The sequence below is a fragment of the Maridesulfovibrio spiralis (SeqCode) genome, assembly GCF_048571135.1.
Lineage (GTDB): Bacteria > Desulfobacterota > Desulfovibrionia > Desulfovibrionales > Desulfovibrionaceae > Maridesulfovibrio > Maridesulfovibrio spiralis.
This window is the reverse complement of the sequence record NZ_CP182344.1, coordinates 3,841,735-3,862,525: the sequence shown is the minus strand read 5'-3', so window position 1 is coordinate 3,862,525 and position 20,791 is coordinate 3,841,735. Positions and strand designations below refer to the sequence as shown.

Annotated in this window: 17 protein-coding genes and 5 tRNA genes; 9 read left to right on the top strand and 13 right to left on the bottom strand. The window is 47.1% G+C overall.

Translation table 11 applies throughout. The features are described from left to right. Nucleotides 1-9 precede the first annotated feature (9 nt). Both mfd and ACNI29_RS17345 read right to left on the bottom strand, forming a co-directional pair. Nucleotides 10-3,459 (bottom strand): transcription-repair coupling factor, encoded by a 3,450-nt coding sequence (gene mfd / locus ACNI29_RS17350; protein WP_419779620.1) that lies wholly within the window; start codon nt 3,457-3,459, stop codon nt 10-12. 172 nt (nt 3,460-3,631) lie between these two features. Beyond that, nucleotides 3,632-4,111 carry a chemotaxis protein CheW gene (locus ACNI29_RS17345; protein ID WP_419779619.1) on the bottom strand — a complete coding sequence of 160 codons (480 nt, stop codon included), beginning with the start codon at nt 4,109-4,111 and terminating at the stop codon, nt 3,632-3,634. Between the two features lie 249 nt (nt 4,112-4,360). On the opposite strand from ACNI29_RS17345, the gene ACNI29_RS17340 reads away from it, so the two are divergent. Beyond that, nucleotides 4,361-4,579, top strand: a complete 219-nt coding sequence (locus ACNI29_RS17340) for a hypothetical protein (RefSeq protein WP_419779618.1) — start codon at nt 4,361-4,363, stop codon at nt 4,577-4,579. A gap of 45 nt (nt 4,580-4,624) precedes the next feature. Here ACNI29_RS17340 and ACNI29_RS17335 read toward each other — a convergent pair whose 3' ends face one another. Then, on the bottom strand, nt 4,625-5,971 hold the full coding sequence (locus ACNI29_RS17335; protein ID WP_419779617.1) for a UDP-glucose dehydrogenase family protein: 1,347 nt from the start codon (nt 5,969-5,971) through the stop codon (nt 4,625-4,627). A 240-nt stretch (nt 5,972-6,211) separates the two neighbouring features. Between ACNI29_RS17335 and ACNI29_RS17330 the strand changes: the two genes are divergently transcribed. The 8 genes from ACNI29_RS17330 (at nt 6,212) to ACNI29_RS17295 (ending at nt 13,745) form a co-directional block, all read left to right on the top strand. Continuing rightward, nucleotides 6,212-6,937: a pyridoxine 5'-phosphate synthase gene (locus ACNI29_RS17330; protein WP_419779616.1), complete on the top strand. Its 726-nt coding sequence runs from the start codon at nt 6,212-6,214 to the stop codon at nt 6,935-6,937. A 3-nt stretch (nt 6,938-6,940) separates the two neighbouring features. After that, on the top strand, nt 6,941-7,315 hold the full coding sequence (locus ACNI29_RS17325) for a holo-[acyl-carrier-protein] synthase (protein ID WP_419779615.1): 375 nt from the start codon (nt 6,941-6,943) through the stop codon (nt 7,313-7,315). A 254-nt stretch (nt 7,316-7,569) separates the two neighbouring features. Beyond that, nucleotides 7,570-9,102, top strand: coding sequence for an NAD(P)H-hydrate dehydratase (locus ACNI29_RS17320; RefSeq protein WP_419779614.1), 1,533 nt, complete (start codon nt 7,570-7,572; stop codon nt 9,100-9,102). Further along, nucleotides 9,096-9,545 (top strand): CBS domain-containing protein, encoded by a 450-nt coding sequence (locus ACNI29_RS17315; protein ID WP_419779613.1) that lies wholly within the window; start codon nt 9,096-9,098, stop codon nt 9,543-9,545. Before ACNI29_RS17320 ends, ACNI29_RS17315 begins: the two co-directional genes overlap by 7 nt. Continuing rightward, entirely contained in the window at nt 9,545-10,039 is a 495-nt protein-coding gene (tsaE, locus tag ACNI29_RS17310; protein ID WP_419779612.1) for a tRNA (adenosine(37)-N6)-threonylcarbamoyltransferase complex ATPase subunit type 1 TsaE, read from the top strand. The genes ACNI29_RS17315 and tsaE overlap by 1 nt, the downstream gene beginning before the upstream one ends. 38 nt (nt 10,040-10,077) lie before the next feature. Then, entirely contained in the window at nt 10,078-11,316 is a 1,239-nt protein-coding gene (locus ACNI29_RS17305; RefSeq protein ID WP_419779611.1) for an aspartate kinase, read from the top strand. 3 nt (nt 11,317-11,319) lie between these two features. Next, nucleotides 11,320-12,921: a citramalate synthase gene (gene cimA, locus ACNI29_RS17300; protein ID WP_419779610.1), complete on the top strand. Its 1,602-nt coding sequence runs from the start codon at nt 11,320-11,322 to the stop codon at nt 12,919-12,921. Further along, on the top strand, nt 12,906-13,745 hold the full coding sequence (locus tag ACNI29_RS17295) for an MBL fold metallo-hydrolase (RefSeq protein ID WP_419779609.1): 840 nt from the start codon (nt 12,906-12,908) through the stop codon (nt 13,743-13,745). Before cimA ends, ACNI29_RS17295 begins: the two co-directional genes overlap by 16 nt. A gap of 91 nt (nt 13,746-13,836) precedes the next feature. On the opposite strand, the gene ACNI29_RS17290 is transcribed toward ACNI29_RS17295, so the two are convergent. From ACNI29_RS17290 to rimI, 10 genes are all read right to left on the bottom strand, one after another. Continuing rightward, a complete protein-coding gene (locus ACNI29_RS17290) occupies nt 13,837-15,906 on the bottom strand; it encodes a DUF3536 domain-containing protein (protein ID WP_419779608.1) in 2,070 nt (689 codons plus the stop codon). A 314-nt stretch (nt 15,907-16,220) separates the two neighbouring features. Next, nucleotides 16,221-16,307: transfer RNA gene (locus tag ACNI29_RS17285), tRNA-Leu, on the bottom strand. Nucleotides 16,308-16,932: 625 nt separating this feature from the next. Continuing rightward, nucleotides 16,933-17,019 (bottom strand) — tRNA-Leu (locus ACNI29_RS17280). Nucleotides 17,020-17,229: 210 nt separating this feature from the next. Next, nucleotides 17,230-17,316: transfer RNA gene (locus ACNI29_RS17275), tRNA-Leu, on the bottom strand. Between the two features lie 205 nt (nt 17,317-17,521). Further along, nucleotides 17,522-17,608 (bottom strand) — tRNA-Leu (locus ACNI29_RS17270). Between the two features lie 126 nt (nt 17,609-17,734). Beyond that, a tRNA-Leu gene (locus tag ACNI29_RS17265) sits at nt 17,735-17,821 on the bottom strand. Nucleotides 17,822-17,876: 55 nt separating this feature from the next. Continuing rightward, nucleotides 17,877-18,245, bottom strand: a complete 369-nt coding sequence (gene secG / locus ACNI29_RS17260) for a preprotein translocase subunit SecG (RefSeq protein WP_419779607.1) — start codon at nt 18,243-18,245, stop codon at nt 17,877-17,879. 43 nt (nt 18,246-18,288) lie between these two features. Beyond that, nucleotides 18,289-19,044: a triose-phosphate isomerase gene (gene tpiA / locus ACNI29_RS17255; protein ID WP_419779606.1), complete on the bottom strand. Its 756-nt coding sequence runs from the start codon at nt 19,042-19,044 to the stop codon at nt 18,289-18,291. Then, complete coding sequence (locus tag ACNI29_RS17250; protein WP_419779605.1) at nt 19,044-20,234, bottom strand: phosphoglycerate kinase; 1,191 nt, start codon at nt 20,232-20,234, stop codon at nt 19,044-19,046. Before ACNI29_RS17250 ends, tpiA begins: the two co-directional genes overlap by 1 nt. Nucleotides 20,235-20,236: 2 nt before the next feature. Continuing rightward, entirely contained in the window at nt 20,237-20,734 is a 498-nt protein-coding gene (gene rimI, locus ACNI29_RS17245) for a ribosomal protein S18-alanine N-acetyltransferase (protein WP_419779604.1), read from the bottom strand. Nucleotides 20,735-20,791 lie beyond the last annotated feature (57 nt).

Genomic DNA, 20,791 nt, shown 5'->3' with positions numbered 1-20,791 from the left:
GTCGCGAAGTTAAAGTAGCGGTTCAAGTTTTTTGCAAACAGAATCAAGTCCTTGCGAAACAGGAGCGTTTTGGTCAAACCGTATTTCAAGGGCTGCCGGAGGTTTGAGTTTGGCTTTTTCGCCCTGTTCTCCGATCCAGGCGATGAGTTTCGCGGGATCAACCGGATTGTTATTCTCCTGCCAGGTCAGAATTACCCGGGTGGGAAAGAGGTCTGCCCTCAGGACACCCAGACGAGCCAGTGTCCGTTTGAGATAAAGTACAGCAAGGAAATTTTCCACCTCTTCGGGGAAATGTCCGAAACGGTCTTTTATTTCAGCGGCCAGCTCTTCAATTCCGGCCTCGGTTTCAGCGGAGGAAAGTGCTCTGTAGTAACGCAATCTTTCCCGCGCATCCGGTACAAAATCTTCCGGCAGATGGGCTTTAAAAACAAAGTTCATTTCAGGATCACTATTTACCTTGGAATCATCGCCCTTAATTCTACGTACTTCTTCGTCCAGCATTTCAAGAAATAGATCAAGTCCGACTTTAGCCATCTGTCCGGATTGAACTTCTCCCAAGATATTTCCAGCTCCACGCAGACGCAGGTCTTCCATGGCGACCTTGAATCCGGCTCCAAGGTAATCAAGCTGCAAAATAATCTGCATTCTGCGCTTGGCTTTTTCGGAAAGTGAATCCAGCGATGAAACTACAAAATATGCGTAAGCCTGACGGGTACTTCGTCCTACCCTGCCGCGCAGCTGGTACAACTGTCCCAGCCCGAACATCTGGGCCTGATCGACAATCAGGGTATTCGCGTTGGGAAAATCAAGACCGGACTCAATTATCGCTGTAGCAACCAGAATGTCCAGTTCCTTGTGCCAGAACTTATGAATGGTTTCCTCAAGATTTTTTTCCGTCATCTGGCCGTGGGCCATACCGATTTTGGCATCCGGGGCTATTTTCTGCACGAATTCCACAACCCGTTCAAGCCCCTGTACCCGGTTATGAACCCAGAAAATTTGTCCGCCACGCTCAAGCTCGCGGGCAACAATGGATGTAAGCATATCCTCATCCCGTTCAATAAGCGCAGTCTCAACCGGCTTACGGTCTACGGGGGGAGTCTCAATAGTGCTAAGGCTGCGTACCCCGGAAAGGGAAAGCTGCAGAGTTCTCGGAATCGGAGTTGCGGTTAAAGTCAGCGCATCAATGTTCTTGCGCATTTCTTTGATCCGCTCTTTATGACGGACACCGAACCGTTGCTCTTCATCTAGGATAAGCAGACCTAAATTAGGTGCCTCAACATCCTTGGACAGAACCCTGTGGGTTCCGATTAGAATATCGAGGCTTCCGGAGGCCATTTCTTCCAGCACTCTCTTCTGGCGGGCCTTGGTCACAAAACGGCTGAGCATCCCTACACTGACCGGAAAGCCTTCCATACGCTGCAAAAATGTCTGATAGTGCTGTTCGGCCAGAACGGTTGTCGGACAAAGCAGGACAACCTGTTTACCATCCAGCACAGCTCTAAAAGCGGCACGCAGCGCGACTTCTGTCTTACCGAAACCAACATCACCGCAAACAAGGCGGTCCATGGGTTCCGGACTTTCCATGTCGCGGAAAACATCCTGAATGGCCTTTTCCTGATCCGGGGTTTCCTCGAATCCGAATGTGGACTCAAATTCCCAGTACATCTCATCCAGAGGGCCGTATGCGTAACCTTTGGCGATTTTACGGTAGGCATACATCTCCACCAATTCTCCGGCGATCTTTTCAATCGCCTTACGCGCTTTTTCGCGGGTCTTGGCCCAGCGCGCTCCGCCGAGTTTATCCAGAATCGGACATGATCCTTCCGGACCTTTGAATTTTTGGACCAGATTCAAACGGTCAACAGGGACGTAGAGCTTGTCTTCGGAATCAAAAAAGAGCAGTAGATAGTCGTTTGAAACATCACCGACATTCATGTGGTGCAGCCCACCAAAACGGGAAAGACCGTAGTCTCGGTGCACCAGCAGATCATCAAGCAGCAGATCTTCGTAGCTGGTCATGCCCTCAAAGGCTTTATCTCGGCTGCGGGTTCCTTTGGCTGCCTGCGGCTGAATAACATCTTCACCGAGAATCACAATCTGGTTCCACTCAAGCTCCATACCTTGCCGTAAAGGAGAAACGAGAGCATAAATACCCTTATTCAGGGGTGAATATTCTGTGGCGATGGTCAGCTGTTCCGGTTCGATGAGTGAAAGAAATTTTTTGCGTGAGCGTTCAGTTCGAAAGCTGAGCACCGTCTGGAAGCGTTCGGTCTTCCATTCTTTAAGCGCGGCAACCAAAGCGGCCCAAGGGCGTTTAATCTGTTCCGGCTTCCAAAAAATATCAGTGAATGCGGAAAGCGAACGCTCAGAAAGATCAATTCCGTCTTTTTCCCTGCCTATGACCAGATCTTCAAAGACCATCTGCCGCTCATCGCGCCATGTGGACCGGGCCTTTTCTTCGTTCCAGCAGATCACATGCACCGGCCATTTACAGCCGTTGTGAGCAGATTTATCCTGCAGGAAAGACTTCCAGCCGTATTCTTGGTCCTGTAGTTTGGAACGCAGGTTGGAAGCGGATGAAAGGACATAAACGGATTTCTTTGGAAAAAATTCTTTGAGATCAACTGCCTCAGGATAAAATAATCCCGGCCAGATCATGCCATCAGCATTTCCGGCTTTCTCGATTAAACGGGTATACCCTTCTGATGATATTTCGCCGGTTTTTTTGAGCTGGGTCCAGAACTTCTCAGCCTCATCAACATAATTTCCGGTCAGCATTGCCGGAGCGACCGGGAGAAGAGTCACTTCCTCAAGATCAGCTTTTGATCGCTGTGTTGCAGGATCAAAAACACGTATTTCTTCGAGGATATCCCCAAAGAATTCAAGGCGGACTGGAAAATCATATCCCGGAGCGTAAATATCCAGAATATCCCCGCGCATTGACATTTCGCCATACCCGGAAACGAGCTTTGTTCTAGTGTAACCCCAAGTAACAGCCTGCTCCATGAGCAGCTCCGGGTCCATCTCTTCGCCTTTGGAAAGTACGATGTAATTATTTTCCAATACTGAGGGGGATGGCCATTTTGGAAGCAGGTTGTCGGCGGTCATCAACACTGATTGCTTTCCGCCACGGGTCAGGGCATGAAGCGCGGCCCAGCGCTCTGCCCAGTCGGCAGCTGCAGGATTCTTGCTCAAATGTGGAGGGAGGAAAACCCAATCCCTTTCCCATGAAGGAACAACTTTGCCTTTATGTTCAAGTTCATTGCGGCTGAAAAGAGTAAGCAGAGCTTTTAATTCGGAGTATTCACGTGCGCCGGGAGCAACAAGCACCACAGATTCACCGCGAGAATGCAGATTGTGGGCAGTATAGGCCTGTGTTCCATGACCGCTTTTGAAAATACGTATATTATCGCCGCTTCCTGAGGCAAAAGCGGACAGCTGGGAAGGTAAGGACAAATTATCTCCGGAAATTTATCAAAATTAAAGTCGTCCTCCGCTCTTGCGGAGGACGACTTGTTTTTGCAAAGAAATAGCCCTGATGTCCAGTCTTAAAACAATCATCACGGATACGGTTACCAGAATTTTACGTAGTGCTTCTTAATAAGGCTACGAATATCCTGTTTTTATATTATACCTGTGCCAACTGTTCCTGTTCTTCGTTGGACAGCAGTCTGTTCAGGTCAAGCAGGATAAGCAACCTATCTTCAAGCTTACCTACTCCACTGATATATTCGGACTCAAGACCGGAAACAACAGGCGGCGGCGGTTCAACGGTGGAAGCGGGAATTCGCAGAACTTCAGAAACTGAATCTACTACAAAACCTACGATCATATCATTGATCTCAATAACTATAATTCTAGTATGCTGGTCATGCTCACGGGTCTGAAGACCGAACTTGCTTCTAAGATCGATAATAGGGATAACTTTACCGCGAAGATTGATTACGCCTTCGACGAACTGCGGCGCTCTTGGAACCTTGGTAATTTCCATGGTTCTGATGATCTCTTGAACCTTGAGAATATCAACGCCGAATTCCTCTTCTCCAATACTGAAGGTAACCAGCTGAATCAATTCCGCATCGAGCGTAATTTTTTTACCTTCTTCCATACTTGTCCCCCTGTTATTCTTTTACAAAGGTGGATGACCAGAGATTTGATCAATTTTAGTTTATCAAAACACAATAAGGTTCACAATTAATTCTACAATATTATTCATCAGAAACATTTGCAAGCTAATCCTGAAATTATAAAACAATTACGACAATTTTTATCGCCACAGAAATTGACTAGTAGCATATTAATGACTATCAATGTTATCTGAAAGCAAAAAGCGAAGCTCAGGAGGGTATGAACTCGCATGGCTCAGTTTTCCCCGACAGAAAATATTACACTTGAAGATCAGATTAAATCATTAGCAAACGAAGAACTGCTCGACTTTTGGGAAGAGACCCAGTTTCTGGCCAAAATGCTGGAGCAGGATAATAACCAAGAAGATATTCAATATAGCCCGGAGTACGAAAGACTTATTCTGCAGGAACTGCAGCTAAGGTCTTCCATGAAGACTCTGGATCGCTAAAAAAAAGCCCGCCTTTCGGCGGGCTTTTTTTTAGCGATTTTAATTTTACTTGTCTCCAAGTTCCGGACGACGGCCTACGCTGAAATAAGCAAAGCCGTTGCTGCCGAGAAAGGCAGGATCATACAGGTTTCTGCCGTCGAAAATAAGCGGAGCCTGCAGGGAATCTTTAACCCGGTCGAAGTCAGGGTTTCTGAACTGGTTCCAATCGGTTACGACAGCCAGGGCATCAGCGTCTTTAAGTACATCATACTGGCTGTGGACAATTTCCACCAGATCATTATCACGCAGGATCTCTGCTGCTTTTTTGTGGGCCACAGGGTCAAATGCCTTGATTTTCATTCCAGCGGAAGTCAGCTCATCAATGATGGAAAGCGCGGAAGATTCACGCATATCATCAGTATTGGCCTTAAATGCAAGACCCCATAATGCAAGGGTTTTACCCTTAACACCGCCCTGCGGCGCAAAGTAGTCCAAAATCTTGCCGGAAAGCATTTTTTTCTGGCGGTTGTTAACAGAATCAACGGCCTCGATGAGTTCAGGCTTTGCACCGACTTCTTTAGCTGTGTTGATCAGGGCTTTCACATCCTTGGGAAAGCATGATCCGCCGTACCCCACGCCGGGGTATATGAAGTAATAACCGATACGGTGGTCGGAACCGATGCCGAGACGGACTTCACGCACGTTCGCTCCGACTTTTTCGCAGATTCCGGCCATTTCGTTGATAAAGGAAATTTTGGTAGCCAGCATGCAGTTAGCTGCATACTTGGTCATTTCAGCACTTCTGGTTCCCATGAATATCAGCTTTTCACGGCTGCGGGCATAAGGAGCGTAGAGAGTTTCAAACTGCTTGCGGGTTTTTTCGTTCTCAGTTCCCACAACAACCCGGTCAGGCTTCATGAAATCGCTTACTGCATCCCCTTCTTTAAGGAACTCTGGGTTGGAAGCAACATCAAAATCAATATCAAGACCGCGTTTATCCAGCTCTTCTTTAATAGTAGCGCGGACTTTATCAGCAGTTCCAACAGGGACAGTGGATTTATCAACAATGATTTTAGGCTCAGTCATACTCTGACCGACCTGACGCGCGACAGTCTCAACGTAGCTGAGGTCGCAACTACCGTCAGCGCCACAAGGGGTTCCAACGCAGATGAATACCATTTTGGCTTTTTTCAGCCCTTCTTCGAGGTCGGTGGTAAAGAAAAGTCTTTCATCTTCATAGTTGCGCTTAACAAGCACATCTAGACCGGGTTCGAAAATATGAACTTGACCCTGTTTCAGGGTTTCAACAACATCGGGATTAACATCCACGCACCATACGTGGTTACCCATTTCAGCAAAACACGCAGCACTTACCAGACCTACATATCCGGTACCTACAATACAAATATTCATTCGTTGCTCTCTCGTAATTTATGGCATTTTAAATTTATTATTAGCTGGCATAATTACCTGTTGCCGGGCTGACGTTTGATTGATCCTAGAGCGGATAACGCCATTATGTTTTTCCTGTCAACTCTAATCGGTTACAAAGATATGACGGTTGCCATCAAAGACCATTAGCTATATTGTGCTGTTAGCAGGCCGAAAAGTGCCTGCCCAACAAATTAAATCAATTCACTGGAGGATATAATCATGCCCCTCTTATGCGTCAATGTTGACCATGTGGCTACTATTAGACAGGCCCGTCTAGGAACCGAACCCGATCCCGTTACCGCAGCCGCAATGTGCGAACTTGCCGGAGCCGCCGGGATCATCATGCATCTGCGCGAGGACCGTCGTCATGTGCAGGATCGCGACATCAATCTCATCAGCAAAACCATTCAGACTGATTTTCATTTTGAAATGGCTGCAACCGAAGAAATGCAGCTAATTGCTCTGGATATTGTTCCTGCTACAGTTTGTCTTGTACCCGAGAAACGTGAAGAGTTGACCACTGAAGGCGGTCTGAACTGCATTGGTCAGGAAAAGAGATTTATTGAATATCTTGCTCCACTGCATGAAAAAGGTGTCGGCTCCAGTCTTTTTATTGATGCTGATGCCGATCAGATCAAGGCAGCCAAGAATATCGGTGCAGAGTACATTGAGATTCACACCGGACATTTTGCCGATGCCACCAACCGCGCTGAACAGAAAGCGGAGCTGGCCCGCATCATTGATGGAATCAAAATGGCTCAGGATCTCGGCCTCAAAGTTAATCTCGGGCACGGCCTGAACTATGTGAACATCCTTGATTTCGCGGATGTGCCTGGTATTGTAGAATATTCCATCGGTCACTCCATCATGTCCCGCGCTATTTATGTAGGTATTGATCGCGCTGTCCGTGATATGGTCGAAATAATTAGAACATTTGTTGATTAATTAATGATCATCGGACTTGGTATAGATATTACCGAACTTGACCGCATCAAGCGTTCGCTGGACAAATACGGCGAACGCTTTGCGGAAAAGATTCTTACTCCCGCTGAAATAGAGTTGATTCCATCAAAGAACCCCATACCCTACGTTGCTGCACGTTTCGCAGCCAAGGAAGCAGCAGTTAAAGCACTCGGAACAGGATTCGCCGAAGGAATCACATTTCATACGATTGAAATTACCCGTATGGAATCAGGTGCTCCAAAGCTTAATCTGCTCGGAAAAGCACTTGAACGCAGCAAAGCAATGGGGGTGCAAGGAATCCATATATCCATCACCCATGGCCGCGATACCGCTGCTGCCGTTGTTGTTTTGGAAAAATAAGGTGCCTCCGGCTGCTGGGGAAGGGGAGAAACCCTTTTGCTAACGCCCAAAAGGGTTTCTCCCCTTCCCCAGACCCCATCCCCTCTTCCCAAAAGACGTTTTAATAAGCTGTCGCCTTTGATTTTTACAACACGATCTTCGATTAAAAGAGCGGCGAAGCCCCAATAAAAAGTTTCTTTGGACCCCGGAGGGCCGCCGGAGGCGAAATCTTCCCTTCAAAAAGCGCGGAGCGCATCAAATCCCAAGGAGTTTATATGTTTCTACCGCTTCCTACTCCGAGAGAGATGTCCAATTGGGACAAAGTTACTATCAATGATATCGGCATCAAGGGCGAGATTTTGATGGAGAACGCCGGACGCGAAGCCGTATTTGCCTTGCTTAAGGGTTACGGCGATGTATACGGGAAAAACATTTTGATCATCGCCGGATCAGGCAATAACGGCGGCGACGGCTTTGTGATGGGACGCATGCTTGCCGATCTGGGCGCGGAAGTCTTGATCCTGCACACGGCTCCCAAAGGCAAGTATAAAGGTGACGCCGGATACCATCTGAAAGTTGCTTCCCGGTTGGGTGTGAACATGAAGTTTTTCCGGGCCTCTGAAAATGTTGCGCTGCCGGAAGCGGATATAATCATTGATGCTTTGCTGGGTACAGGCTTTTCCGGCGAGCTTAAGCCTTTTGCCCAGGGAATCGTTGAAGCGGTAAATGCGGCTGAAAGCTTTGTTTTTTCCGTGGATATCCCTTCAGGACTGAATGGGCTGACCGGGTATCCCCAGCCTATTGCTGTGCGGGCGCACATGACCGTAACTTTCGAGGAAGCCAAAATCGGACTTGCCTTGCCGCAGGCAGATGCATATACAGGCGTATTAGTGGTTGCTCACATCGGCATTCCGAATGAAGTCAAATACAAGCACCCTTCCACCCACAAGCTGATTTCTGAAGAAGCTCTGGAATTCATCCCCAGCCCATCTCCTGCCATGCATAAGGGCAGCTCGGGACATGTGCTGCTGGTTGGTGCATCTAAAGGACTGACTGGTGCTTTGCATCTGGCAGGCATTTCAGTGCTTCGTGCCGGGGCAGGACTTGTGACAATGGCCTGCCCGGAAGGACTCGCTTCAGAGGTAAAAGGCGGCAAGCCTGAATTGATGACTAAGGGGCTTGGTTCCGGCGATCACTGGAATGATCAGATGATCGAAGAGTTGCTTCCGGAGCTTAAAAAATACGATGCGCTGGTCATCGGTCCGGGTCTGGGACGTGATAAGGGTGCGCTTGATCTGGTAGAAGCGGTGGTCAGAAACGGCCATCCTTCGGCAGTCTTTGATGCGGATGCACTGTTTGCTTTTGCCGAGCGTCCGCATCTGCTGAAAATGGTGGCTGAAAATACGATCATGACTCCGCATCCCGGAGAAATGGCACGCATGGTCGGCAGAACAATTCCCGAAGTAGAATCCGATCGCATCGGTACAGCACGTGATTTCGCTACTTCCTGCAAGACACTGCTTGTACTTAAGGGTGCCGGTACAATCATCGGCTGCCCGCATGGCGAAATTGCGGTTTCCCCTATTTCCGCCCCCAACCTTGCTGCAGCCGGTTCAGGTGATATTCTGGCCGGAATGTGCGGAGCTTTACTGGCAAGAGGAATTCACCCTATGCAAAGTGCTTGTATCGGGGTATACTGGCATGGACTGGCAGGACAGTATCTGGCTGAAAAATTTCCGTATCGAGGAAACATAGCAACAGAAATAGCGGACATGCTCCCTCAAGTTCTCAAGGAGGAATTATGCTGAAAGCCAAGGACATCATGACATCCGGTGCTCTTACACTCGAACCTGATAGTGACGTTGCAACTGCAGCCAAGCTTATGCTTGAAAAACACCTGAACGGACTTCCGGTTGTGGACCGATCCGGCAAATTGATCGGAGTTCTCTGCCAGAGCGATCTTGTCGCGCAACAGAAATCCATCTCCATGCCATCCCTGTTCACCATTCTGGATGGTTTTATCTCCTTCTCTTCTAATGAAGATATGGAACGTGAGGTGAACAAAATTGCGGCCACCAAGGTGGAACACGCAATGACCCCTGATCCTGTAACCATAGGCCCTGACACCGGCATAGAAAAGATCGCCGATCTCATGGTTGAAAGAAAATTTTATACCCTGCCGGTGGTCGAAGACGGCAAACTCGTCGGAGTTGTCGGCAAAGAAGACGTATTAAAGGTTTTAGCTAAGTAATGAATAGTGATAAATTGATCATCAATCTGCCGGATGTGGAGGCGACCTTGAAGCTCGGCTCCACTCTGGCTTCTTTTTTTATGGAAACCCAAAAACTGGTTCCGATCTTCCTGAACGGTGATCTCGGAGCAGGAAAAACAACTTTTGTCCGTGCACTTGTAGAATCTTTTCCCGGTGCGCAAAACGCAGAAGTAAGTAGCCCCAGTTTCAATATTCTCAATATTTACCCCACAAAACCTCAGGTTGCGCATTTTGACCTCTACAGACTTGAAGGTCAGACACCTGATGATGATTTCTTTGATTTATTAAGTGATAAAAAAACTTTGACAGTTGTAGAGTGGATTCAGTATCTGAATATTGAATTCTGGCCTGAAAGCGCACTGCTCTTCACTTGGACCCCTGCCGCATCCGGCAGAATAATAGAATTGACCCTGCATGGTTCAGCGACCTCCCTCTATGAAGAGCTTGCCTCATTTCTCAAGTCATTCCAATAATATCCGTTGAACTCATGTGGTAAGGAGATAATGTTCAGATGAACATCGTAGTACAGAAATTCGGTGGAACCTCGGTCAGGAACCTCGAATGCATGAAGCAAGTACTGGAAAAAGTCATGGTGCCTTACGAAAAAGGCAACAAAGTTATCGTAGTCCTCTCTGCAATGGCCGGTGAAACAAACCGGTTGATTGATCTGGCCTATGAATGGTCCGAAAAACCGGATCTCGCTGAAATGGACTCTCTGGTATCCACCGGGGAACAGGTTTCCGTAGCTCTTTTTTCCATGCTTCTTAAAGATCGCGGAATCAAGGCCCGCTCTCTGCTGGGTTTTCAGGTTCCCATTAAAACAGATTCAGATCATTCCCGCGCCCGCATTCTTGATATCGACCGCGATAAAATCGAAGAAATGCTGCAGGAAAATGATATTCTGGTCATGGCCGGTTTTCAGGGCTGCGACGAAGGTAAACGAATTACCACCCTAGGCCGCGGCGGTTCCGATACATCCGCAGTAGCCATGGCTGCAGCTATCGAAGCTGATGTCTGTGAAATTTTTACCGATGTTCCGGGCGTTTTTACTACTGACCCCAACATCTGTTCACTGGCCCGTAAACTTGATTACGTTTCCTATGACGAGATGCTGGAAATGGCCAGTATGGGCGCGAAAGTACTACAGATTCGTTCAGTTGAATTTGCCAAAAAATATAATGTTAAAGTTCATGTCCGCTCTACTTTTAGCGATGAGATTGGAACATACGTCACTCAGGAGGATAAAAATATGGAATCAGTACTTGTTTCCGGAATTGCATATGACAAGGACCAGGCCCGCGTAACTCTATCCAAGGTTAATGACGTTCCGGGTGTCTCCGCGACACTGTTCACTCCTCTTGCAGAAGCAGGAATTCTGGTTGATATGATTGTCCAGAACCCCAGCCGTGATGGCCGTACTGACATGACTTTCACCATTCCCAGAGGCGACCTGAAAAAGACCCTTGAAATTATTGATGAGATTAAAGATCCCATGGGTGCTCAGGATATTCTTTACGATCAGCATGTGTGTAAGGTTTCCGTTATCGGTGTTGGTATGCGTAACCACTCCGGTGTTGCATCCAAAGCATTTCAGGCCCTGCGTGATGAGAACATCAACATTCTGATGATCAGCACATCCGAAATTAAAATTACCTGCCTTATTGAAGAAAAATACACCGAATTGGCAATAAGAACGCTCCACAACACGTTCGGGCTCGATAAATCGGGGGCCGACGAAAACTCGCTCTAAGCAATGAAACAAATAAAAATATACGACACTACACTGCGTGATGGCACACAATCCGAAGAAATAAACTTAAGCGTACAAGATAAAGTGCGTATCACCCGCAAGCTGGACGACCTCGGCGTACATTACGTCGAGGGCGGCTGGCCCGGGTCAAATGCCACTGACAGGGAATTCTTTCAGGAAATCCAGAACTACGCTCTCAAGAACTGTAAAATCTCCGCTTTCGGTTCAACCCACATGAACCGCCTTACCCCTGAAGATGATCCTAACCTGAACGCCCTGATTGATTCAGGCGCTAAGGCAATGTCCATTTTCGGTAAAACCTGGGACTTCCACGCCACCAATGCCCTTGGTGTCACCCTCGAAAGAAATATTGAGCTGATCAGCAACAGTATCGGTTACCTGCGTCCTCATGTGGAAGAGCTGTTCTTTGATGCTGAGCACTTCTTTGACGGTTTTAAGGCCAACCCAGAATTTACCATAAGCTGCCTTCGAGCAGCATATGAAGCCGGGGCGGATGTCCTTATCCTCTGCGACACCAATGGCGGTTCAATGCCAGAGGACGTTGCCGAGGCCTGCAGGGCTGTTAAAGAACAGATACCCGGCTGCAACATAGGAATTCACGCCCATAACGATTGTGAGTTGGCAGTTGCCAACTCTCTCGTGGCCGTTAACAACGGTGCTATTCAAGTTCAGGGAACCATGAACGGATACGGCGAGCGTTGCGGTAACGCCAACCTTTGCTCCATCATACCTAACCTTGAACTCAAACTCGGTTATGAGACCATCGGCGAAAACAAGCTCATCAAGTTGAAAGAAGCTTCAACTTACATTACGGAAATCGCCAACCTTCGTCCTTTCTTGCGCCAACCATTTGTTGGCCAGGCCGCATTTGCGCACAAAGGCGGAGTTCATGTCAGCGCGGTGCTCAAAGACTCTACCAGCTACGAGCATATTGACCCCCTGCTGGTCGGTAATGACCGCCGCGTGCTGCTTTCTGACCTTTCCGGTAAGAGCAATGTGCTCTACAAAGCCAAACAGTACGGCTATGACCTTGATAAAAACGATCCTGCGGTCCAGACTATTCTGGCCGACATCAAGGAACGTGAATCCATCGGTTTTGAATATTCCGCAGCTGAAGCATCCTTTGAACTGCTCTTCTTTAAAGCCATGGGCTGGTCCAAACGCTACTTTGAATTTATCAACTTCTTTGTTGTTGATGCCAAACGTAAAAATGATTCGGAGCCATTTTCCGAAGCAACGGTTATCGTAAAAGTCCATGGTCAGGAAAACCATACGGCTGCATCAGGAGACGGTCCGGTAAATGCGCTTGACAAGGCGCTGCGCAAGGCTCTTGAGCCTTTTTATCCGTCCCTGAAAGATGTTCGTTTACAGGACTTTAAGGTAAGAGTACTGTCTGGAGCTGTGCGTCAGGCAGCAGGTACAAGTTCTAATGTACGGCTGCTTATTGAATCCACTGACGGCAAAAGCCAGTGGACCACTATGGGCGTCAGCCACAACATCATTGAAGCGAGCTGGCAGGCCCTTGTGGACTCCATCAACTACAAGCTCTTCAAGGATGATCCTCAAAAATGGCCATCGAGATAACAGGAAAATATACCGAACCGTGTAAGATCTCCGTACTCTGCGACAACGAATCCCTGAATGACAAACTGGGTTGTGAATGGGGGCTTTCCATGGCTCTTGAGCTGCCCGGAAATGGAAGCTGGCTTTGGGATTGCGGTGCTAGTCCGCTTTTCCTGAAAAACGCAACCGAAATGGGGATTAAAGTAGAGGACGCCAAGGGAATTGCCCTTAGTCATGGACATTGGGATCACACCGGCGGCATGGACTCACTGATGGAAGCTGATTTCATGGGTCCGGTTTATGCTCACCCGGATTTTGCCAATAAAAGATATTCCCGACGCGATAATGGCGAATCCAGAGATGCTTCCTTCCCCTGTGAATATCCAGGAACCATTATCGTCCGCGATGAAGTTGAATTGGATGACGGATTGTTCATGATCACTGAAATTCCACGTCGCGAAGGTTTGTTTGAAGCAACCGAAGGTCTGTTTCTCGATCCTGAAATGACGCAGCCTGATCCCGTTAAAGATGATGCTTTCCTGCTGCTTATGACCAACTCCGGACCTGTTGTGATACTTGGTTGCTGTCATAGCGGTCTGGCAAATTCTCTTTATCATCTACGAGAGCTGACGGGCTTGGATTCAATTCATGCTCTCGTTGGCGGACTGCATCTATTTCGTACTGATGAGTCTGAGTTTGAGAACACCGCCAAGGTAATCGAAGAGTTCAATGTGCAGAAAATTGCAGCCGGACATTGCACTGGAAATGATGGACTTAAATTCCTTAACCAAAGGATTTCCTGTGATGTTTTACCCATGGGATCCGGTTCCGTATATGAGTTCTGATTATGATCAGTTTCTGTAAAGAATTACGTACAGGTCAATAAAAAAGTCCCGTCGGCTAATGCTGGCGGGACTTTTCAATTTAGAGCTGTTTTTATAAATCAAAACCAAGAATTGCAGCCAGTTCTGGGTCTCTTTCGCCAATGAGGACTTTATCCCAGTAACAGTTTTGCATTTTCCACAAATCAAGTGGCAAATGAATTCGCTGTGCCCTCTCAATAATGCCTCTGAGGTTCCCCCAAAACGCAATCTCAAACTGCAGCATGGAGCAGATCTGCTGATTCAACTGTTCAATAAAATAATCCAGATCGGGATGTTCTTTGCCCACAGCCACTGCAAATTCAACGAACTCATCTGTGACCTCGTCACCGGAAAAAAGATAGCTCCAGACAAGCCCGGTCCATAACTTTTTCCAGTGCGGCTCAAGAGTGTGGCGGGTCTGGTAATCTTCAAAACCACCAAAAAGAATCGGCCCGCATCCAGTATTCATAATTTGTGTCTGCCAAGCACTTTTAGCTACTCTTTGAATCCAGGAAATAGAAATTGATTGCTTTTTCTTCCATGAAATCTCCAGTAAAGAATATTTTTCCACTTGCCCACCGGTAAGGCTTACTTCCATATTTCCACTGAGCACGCGCTCTCCTCTACCCCATTTCCAGCTGTATTTCTTTATTTCCGATTCAAGGTTCCATTTAATCTCAGCTTCTCCTCTAGCTGTAACGATCGAACTGTCATTAGTCTTGATTAATACGGAAACTCCGGGCCAGCTGATCCTTCCCTCTTCTCCGGGATGTGGCAGAACTGTTTCAACATATAAACGTCCTAATGCCTGACTTATCAGGCTGCAAGGAGTTTCACTCTGGGGTTTAATTTTGTTATTCCAGATATCGGCTCCAGAGCCATATCGTTCCTCATTGGAATATGCTTCGCCTAAAATCGACAGAAACTTTTCTTCCAAGCCAATCAAGCCTGTTTCTTTGGATAATTCGATAGCTCGTAAGGCAAAGCCCATGTTGTTAATTGGCTCAAGCCGCGCCAGATCATCAAAAAACCATCCACAACTGGCGAAAGCGGAAAGCCCCCACTTCTGCATGGAAAGCAACTTCCATCCAAAATCAGCATCAGGACTACCTTTTGAAACCTTAAAGTGATGGTTGAAAAAAACTTCTTCAGTTACAGAACCGCATAAAAGGCCACCATATTCAATCAAAGCAGCCTGTGCGTCTTTAAATATTTTCTCACCATGATTGAAATAATGGGCGTCCATCAGGGTTTTGATGGCATCAAGACCCTCACGCAAAGGCTTTCTCCATTGCTGATTCCAATTGGGATGTCCTCCAGTGCAACAACCGCAGTCACTGCGCCAGCGTTCAATACCATGAATGCAGCTCCATGAGGAATCTTCATGAATTCTAACTTTGTATTTGGGAGGATTCTGTTCAAGGTAGGCCCCATAATTCAGCAGGGAAATACCGTCACGTTTCTCAATACCCTGAGAAAGAACATGTGCAAGAGCCATTTCTCCGAACTCAACATGATGACCATAGGTTTCACCGTCCGTTCCAATGGAGAGTAACCCCTCAGCTGAAGCTCCGGCAATTTTGTTCCAGAAATTATCACCGTTCTTCAGCAGCCCTTCATAAGCGACAGCTTGCGAGACTCCCCCATCATAAAAGAAAATGGAAATTGTCTTTCCAGAGGGCAATTCGACAAGATACGGCTCTTTAATATTGATGGAGAATTCATTTACTTCCTGCCAGTCATCTGAGTCTATCCCAGCGATAGCCGCAGCCTGACGCGGAGCCAGTAATGTGAATGTAATTCCGTGATCTGCAAGTGTTTCGAGGGTGTCAGTATTGCAGGCAGTTTCAGAAAGCCACATCCCCTCCGGCTTGCGCTCAAAGCGTGATTCAAAGTCAGCAACAGCCCATGCGACTTCCACATCACGGTCAAGTTTGGAAGCGAGCGGCATGATCGCGTGGTGGTAAATCTGAGCAATGGCGTTACCATGTCCCCAGCGTTTGAGGCTTAGAGCATCACCTTCTAGTATCTTGGCATAAAGTGTTGGCTCAGATCGTTCAATCCAGCGGAATAAAGTCGGGCCAACGTTGAAACTCATCCATTCGTAACAGTTGAGTATATCAAATATGCCATCACTACCCATGCGTCTGGCCCATGCCAGCGGAGCATAACTTTCGCGACAGATGCGTTCATTCCAGTGGCGAAATGGAGCTGCACTTCCTTCAGGGAAAATCATATCCAGCCAGGGATCTTCCCGGGGTGGCTGATAGAAGTGGCCATGAATGCACAAAAATTTAGCTGACATAAATTCCTCACAGTTTTAGTACTATTCTGAGAATACTATACCAGTTTGATTTTGAAATCCAACACAAAGCTTAATATCTTGAAGATAGTAACAAGTAGGTAATAAACGCAAAAAAGGGTTGAAGCTTTCGCTTCAACCCTTTCTATGTTGCATGGTGCCGAGGGGGGGATTCGAACCCCCACGGAATCTCTTCCACTGCCCCCTCAAGACAGCGTGTCTACCAATTCCACCACCTCGGCTGAGGTGTTCTGTGTAAGAACGTCTCGGTGAAGAAGTGTTTACGTAAATCTGCTACCCTTGGCAAGATGTTTTTTTAAATAATTTAAAAAAAGTTGAGTTTTAATTTTTATCAATAAAATCAATTCACAATGTTTTGATTACCTGTTCAATTTTTAAATAGCTGGCCAAATGAAAAATTCATTACACCTATTCATTCACGGAAACATAACTTTCGCCTATAAAGCGGCTCTAAGCTCATTTCGACACTTCTTTGACTAGCGCATGCAAAAACCACTAAAAGTCTAGAATACACCCAATCTAGAGGTTATACTTTTGACACAGGATTATAGTCATTCGTCAGTCGCTTTACATCCGAATTTCAAAATTGCCGTCAGCAATACCGCTGAATTCTATAGTCCTGCCGGCATCATTTAATAGTGCTGCATCGAAATATTGTTCGAAGATTAGCGGTCATAAAAATTCTATATAAACTTCTGACACGAAAGAGTGAGCCGCGCGTATAGAGTTTCCCAGACTGTGATCAACTTATCATAATCATTATTATTAGCATCTGAAATAAGCATGCCTTCCCTCTTAAACGCAAAAAAGGGTTGAAGCTTTCGCTTCAACCCTTTCTTAGTTGCATGGTGCCGAGGGGGGGATTCGAACCCCCACGGAATCTCTTCCACTGCCCCCTCAAGACAGCGTGTCTACCAATTCCACCACCTCGGCTGATGTGTTCTGTGTAAGAACGTCTCGGTGAAGAAGTGTTTACGTAAATCTGCTACCCTTGGCAAGATGTTTTTTCAAATAATCACCTAAAATATTAGGGCTTTAATTTATTGCAAAATAACAGTCCAAAAATCATTCTCAAGGATGCGTGTACACCACAACACGCAAAAAAAGGGTTGAAGCTTTCGCTTCAACCCTTTCTTAGTTGCATGGTGCCGAGGGGGGGATTCGAACCCCCACGGAATCTCTTCCACTGCCCCCTCAAGACAGCGTGTCTACCAATTCCACCACCTCGGCTGAGGTGTTCTGTGTAAGAACGTCTCGGTGAAGAAGTGTTTACGTAAATCTGCTACCCTTGGCAAGATGTTTTTTTAAATAATCACTTAAAATATTTAAGTTTTCATTTGTCTAGGAAATGTCGCTCAAAGAAAATCCGAAGATGCGTGACCACCCGAAAACGCAAAAAGGGCCGGAACATATGTTCCGGCCCTTCTCAATTGCATGGTGCCGAGGGGGGGATTCGAACCCCCACGGAATCTCTTCCACTGCCCCCTCAAGACAGCGTGTCTACCAATTCCACCACCTCGGCATGAGGTGTTCAAAGAACGTCTCGTTGAGGAGTTAGCTAACGTTCTCTGAATTTATTTGCAAGACTTATTTGCAAATAAATGCTCGTAATTTTAGGATTTTCTTTTAGAAGCACCAGCTTTTCAGATGGTGCCGAGGGGGGGATTCGAACCCCCACGGAATCTCTTCCACTGCCCCCTCAAGACAGCGTGTCTACCAATTCCACCACCTCGGCTCTGAAATACGAGCTGTATATTTTAAAGAACTTACAAGAAGTTTTTAAAAACTTACTATTTGGTCTCTTTCGCTTCTTCAGCTTTTGCGGGAGCTTCAGCAGCAGGAGCCTTTGCGGGCTCTTCGAAAGTGACAGCAGGCTTTTCTACTTTGGGTGTGATGATGGTGTCACCTTCAAGCATGACAGACTCATCAGCAATCCTGTTGCCGGAGAGGTAGTTATAGGAAAGAGAAGTTACCAGAAAGACTGCTGCCAGAAATGCAGTGATCTTTACGAGAACTCCACCTGCTCCGGTGCTACCGAAAACAGAACCACTTCCTCCGCCGAAAATCACGCCCATGTCTTCTTTGCCGCTCTGTAAAAGAACGAAGAGAATCAGAAAGACGCAGGCGATAATGTGTACAGTAATTACGAGCGTTTGCAAAGCTTTTTTTCCTTTATTTTTTAACCTGGAATAAGGCAGATATTTAAGCCAGTGCGATCTGGCTGAAACTTTCCGCGTCCAAGCTCGCGCCTCCTACCAGTACTCCGTCCACATTGTCAAGTGCAATGATCTGTGTACAATTGGCAGGTTTTACGCTTCCGCCGTACAAGATGCGGATTTCGTTGGCTTTTTCAGGAAAAAGTTTTTTCAACTTTTCTCTAACAAAACCATGAGCTTCAACGATTTCATCTTCGCCGGCTACTTCTCCGGTACCGATAGCCCATACAGGCTCATAAGCGACAACAACGGTTTCAGCAGCGAAGTCGGAAGCTACATTCTTTAAACCAGCTTCGAGCTGTTCGTCAATAACCTTCTGCACTTCCCCTGCTTTTCTTTGATCGATGGTTTCGCCGATGCAAAGAATCATGGAAAGTCCGTTCTCCAGACCAAAGGCTACTTTTTCGCCTACCAGTTCATCTGTTTCGCCCATAATAGCGCGGCGTTCGGAGTGGCCGGCCAGTGCGTACACGCAGCCTACATCCTTCAGCATTGCGGGGGAAATTTCACCGGTGAAAGCACCTTCTGCTTTGGGGTAAAGGTTTTCTGCGGAAAGATGACAATCTGCATTACCTTCCAGAACAGAACCCACAGCTTCCAGAGCGGTATAAGGAGCAGCGATGACAACTTCACGGTCAGCGGGAAGTTTGCCTTCGATTTTATTGAGAAGCCCTTCTGCGGTTGCTTTTGCTTCAGCGCGGGTCTTGTACATTTTCCAGTTTGCTGCCATTAATTTTTTCATTAGCTGTTCTCCTTAAGTGCTTTGAATGCGGGTAGTTCTTTACCTTCAAGAAACTCCAGGAAGGAGCCGCCACCTGTGGAAATAAAAGTGAACTTATCTTCAAGTTTGGCCTGATGCACAACAGCGTCGGTGTCGCCGCCACCTACAATAGTAGTAGCGTCATCAAGGTTGGCCATAGCTTCGCAGACCTGCAGGGACCCTTTTGCGAAAGGCTCTTTCTCGAACAGTCCCATTGGGCCGTTCCAGACGATGGTCTTTGATCTTTCGATAACTTCACAGAATTGTTTAGCGGACTCAGGACCGATGTCCAGCAGCATGCCGTCTTCAGGAACGGAATCACCGTCGCATATACCCTGCGCTGTTTCAATGTCAGTGCCCCACACAAAGTCGGTGGGCAGATGCAGGGTTGTTCCGGAGGAAGCAGCCTTATCCATGATTTCCTTGGCGGTATCAACGAGGCTTTCTTCAACAAGCGATTTACCAACAGACTTACCCTGTGCGAGCAGGAAAGTGTTGGCCATGGCGCCGCCGATGATGAAATCATCAACTTTACCGATCAGGTTGTTAAGGATGCCAAGCTTGGAAGAAACTTTCGCACCGCCGGAAACAGCAATGTAAGGTTTACGGGCGTTTTTAAGTGCTTCACCCAGATATTCCCATTCCAGCTTAAGCAGAAAACCTGCGCAGCAGTCTTTTGCAGCGTAAGGAACATCAACAACGGATGCGTTGGCACGGTGAGCAACGCCGAAAGCGTCATTTACATAAATATCAGCAAGAGCGGCGAGCTGTTTACCGAAATCACCGCGCTCTTCAGGAGTCTTGGCCTGCTCTTCAGCATGGAAACGCAGGTTTTCGAGCATCATAACCTGTCCGGGCTTCAGCTCGGCAGCCATTTTCTCAACCTCTGCTCCGATGCAATCAGGCGCAAGGGGAACTTCCATGCCGAGGTATTCGCCAAGGCGTTTAGCAGCGGGAGCAAGGCTCAAGGAATCTACCCTTTTGCCTTTAGGTTTGCCCAGATGGGCCATGACGATAACCGAAGCACCTTTTTCAAGAGCATATTTAAATGTAGGGACAGCGGCCTTGATGCGGTTGTCGTCAGTGATGGTTTCCCCGTCCAGAGGGACGTTGAAATCAACTCTCATCAGCAGTTTCTTGCCTGCAATGTCAAGTTGGTCAATGAAGCGCATGATCACTCCGTGGTTAAATCTGTTTTGGTTACTGACTGAAAATCCAAGTCATAAAGAAGGGCGTCTTCCCTTGTATCCGGATAGTAGTTTTTCCTGACCCCCACCTGTTTAAATCCCAGACTTTCGTAAAGTCCGATGGCGGGGATATTGGATTCCTTAACATCCAGAAGCCCTCTACTCACATTCATCTCCCGGCACTTATGTATGAGCTTGACCATAAGTGCCCTGCCAATTCCCTTTCTCCTGAACTGGGGATGTACCCCTAAATTGAGAACTTCCATTTCATCCAGTACTGTAGAGTATGCAAGATAGCCTACCAGCATGCCCTGCTCTTCATAACCCAGAACGAAGAAAGCTTTTTTCTCCAACCCCAGTCGGAACTGTTCTTCAGTCCAATGGTATTCAAAGCAAAGTAACTCGAGCGCCCTGAGCTGGGTCAGGTGCTCCAAGCCGAGTTCGAAAATTATTTGCTTACTAGAGGTGACTTCCGCGCTTTTCATAAATAGGTTATCTACTTTTACAGGAGTGAAAAAAATAAGTTCACAAGCAAAGCCAAT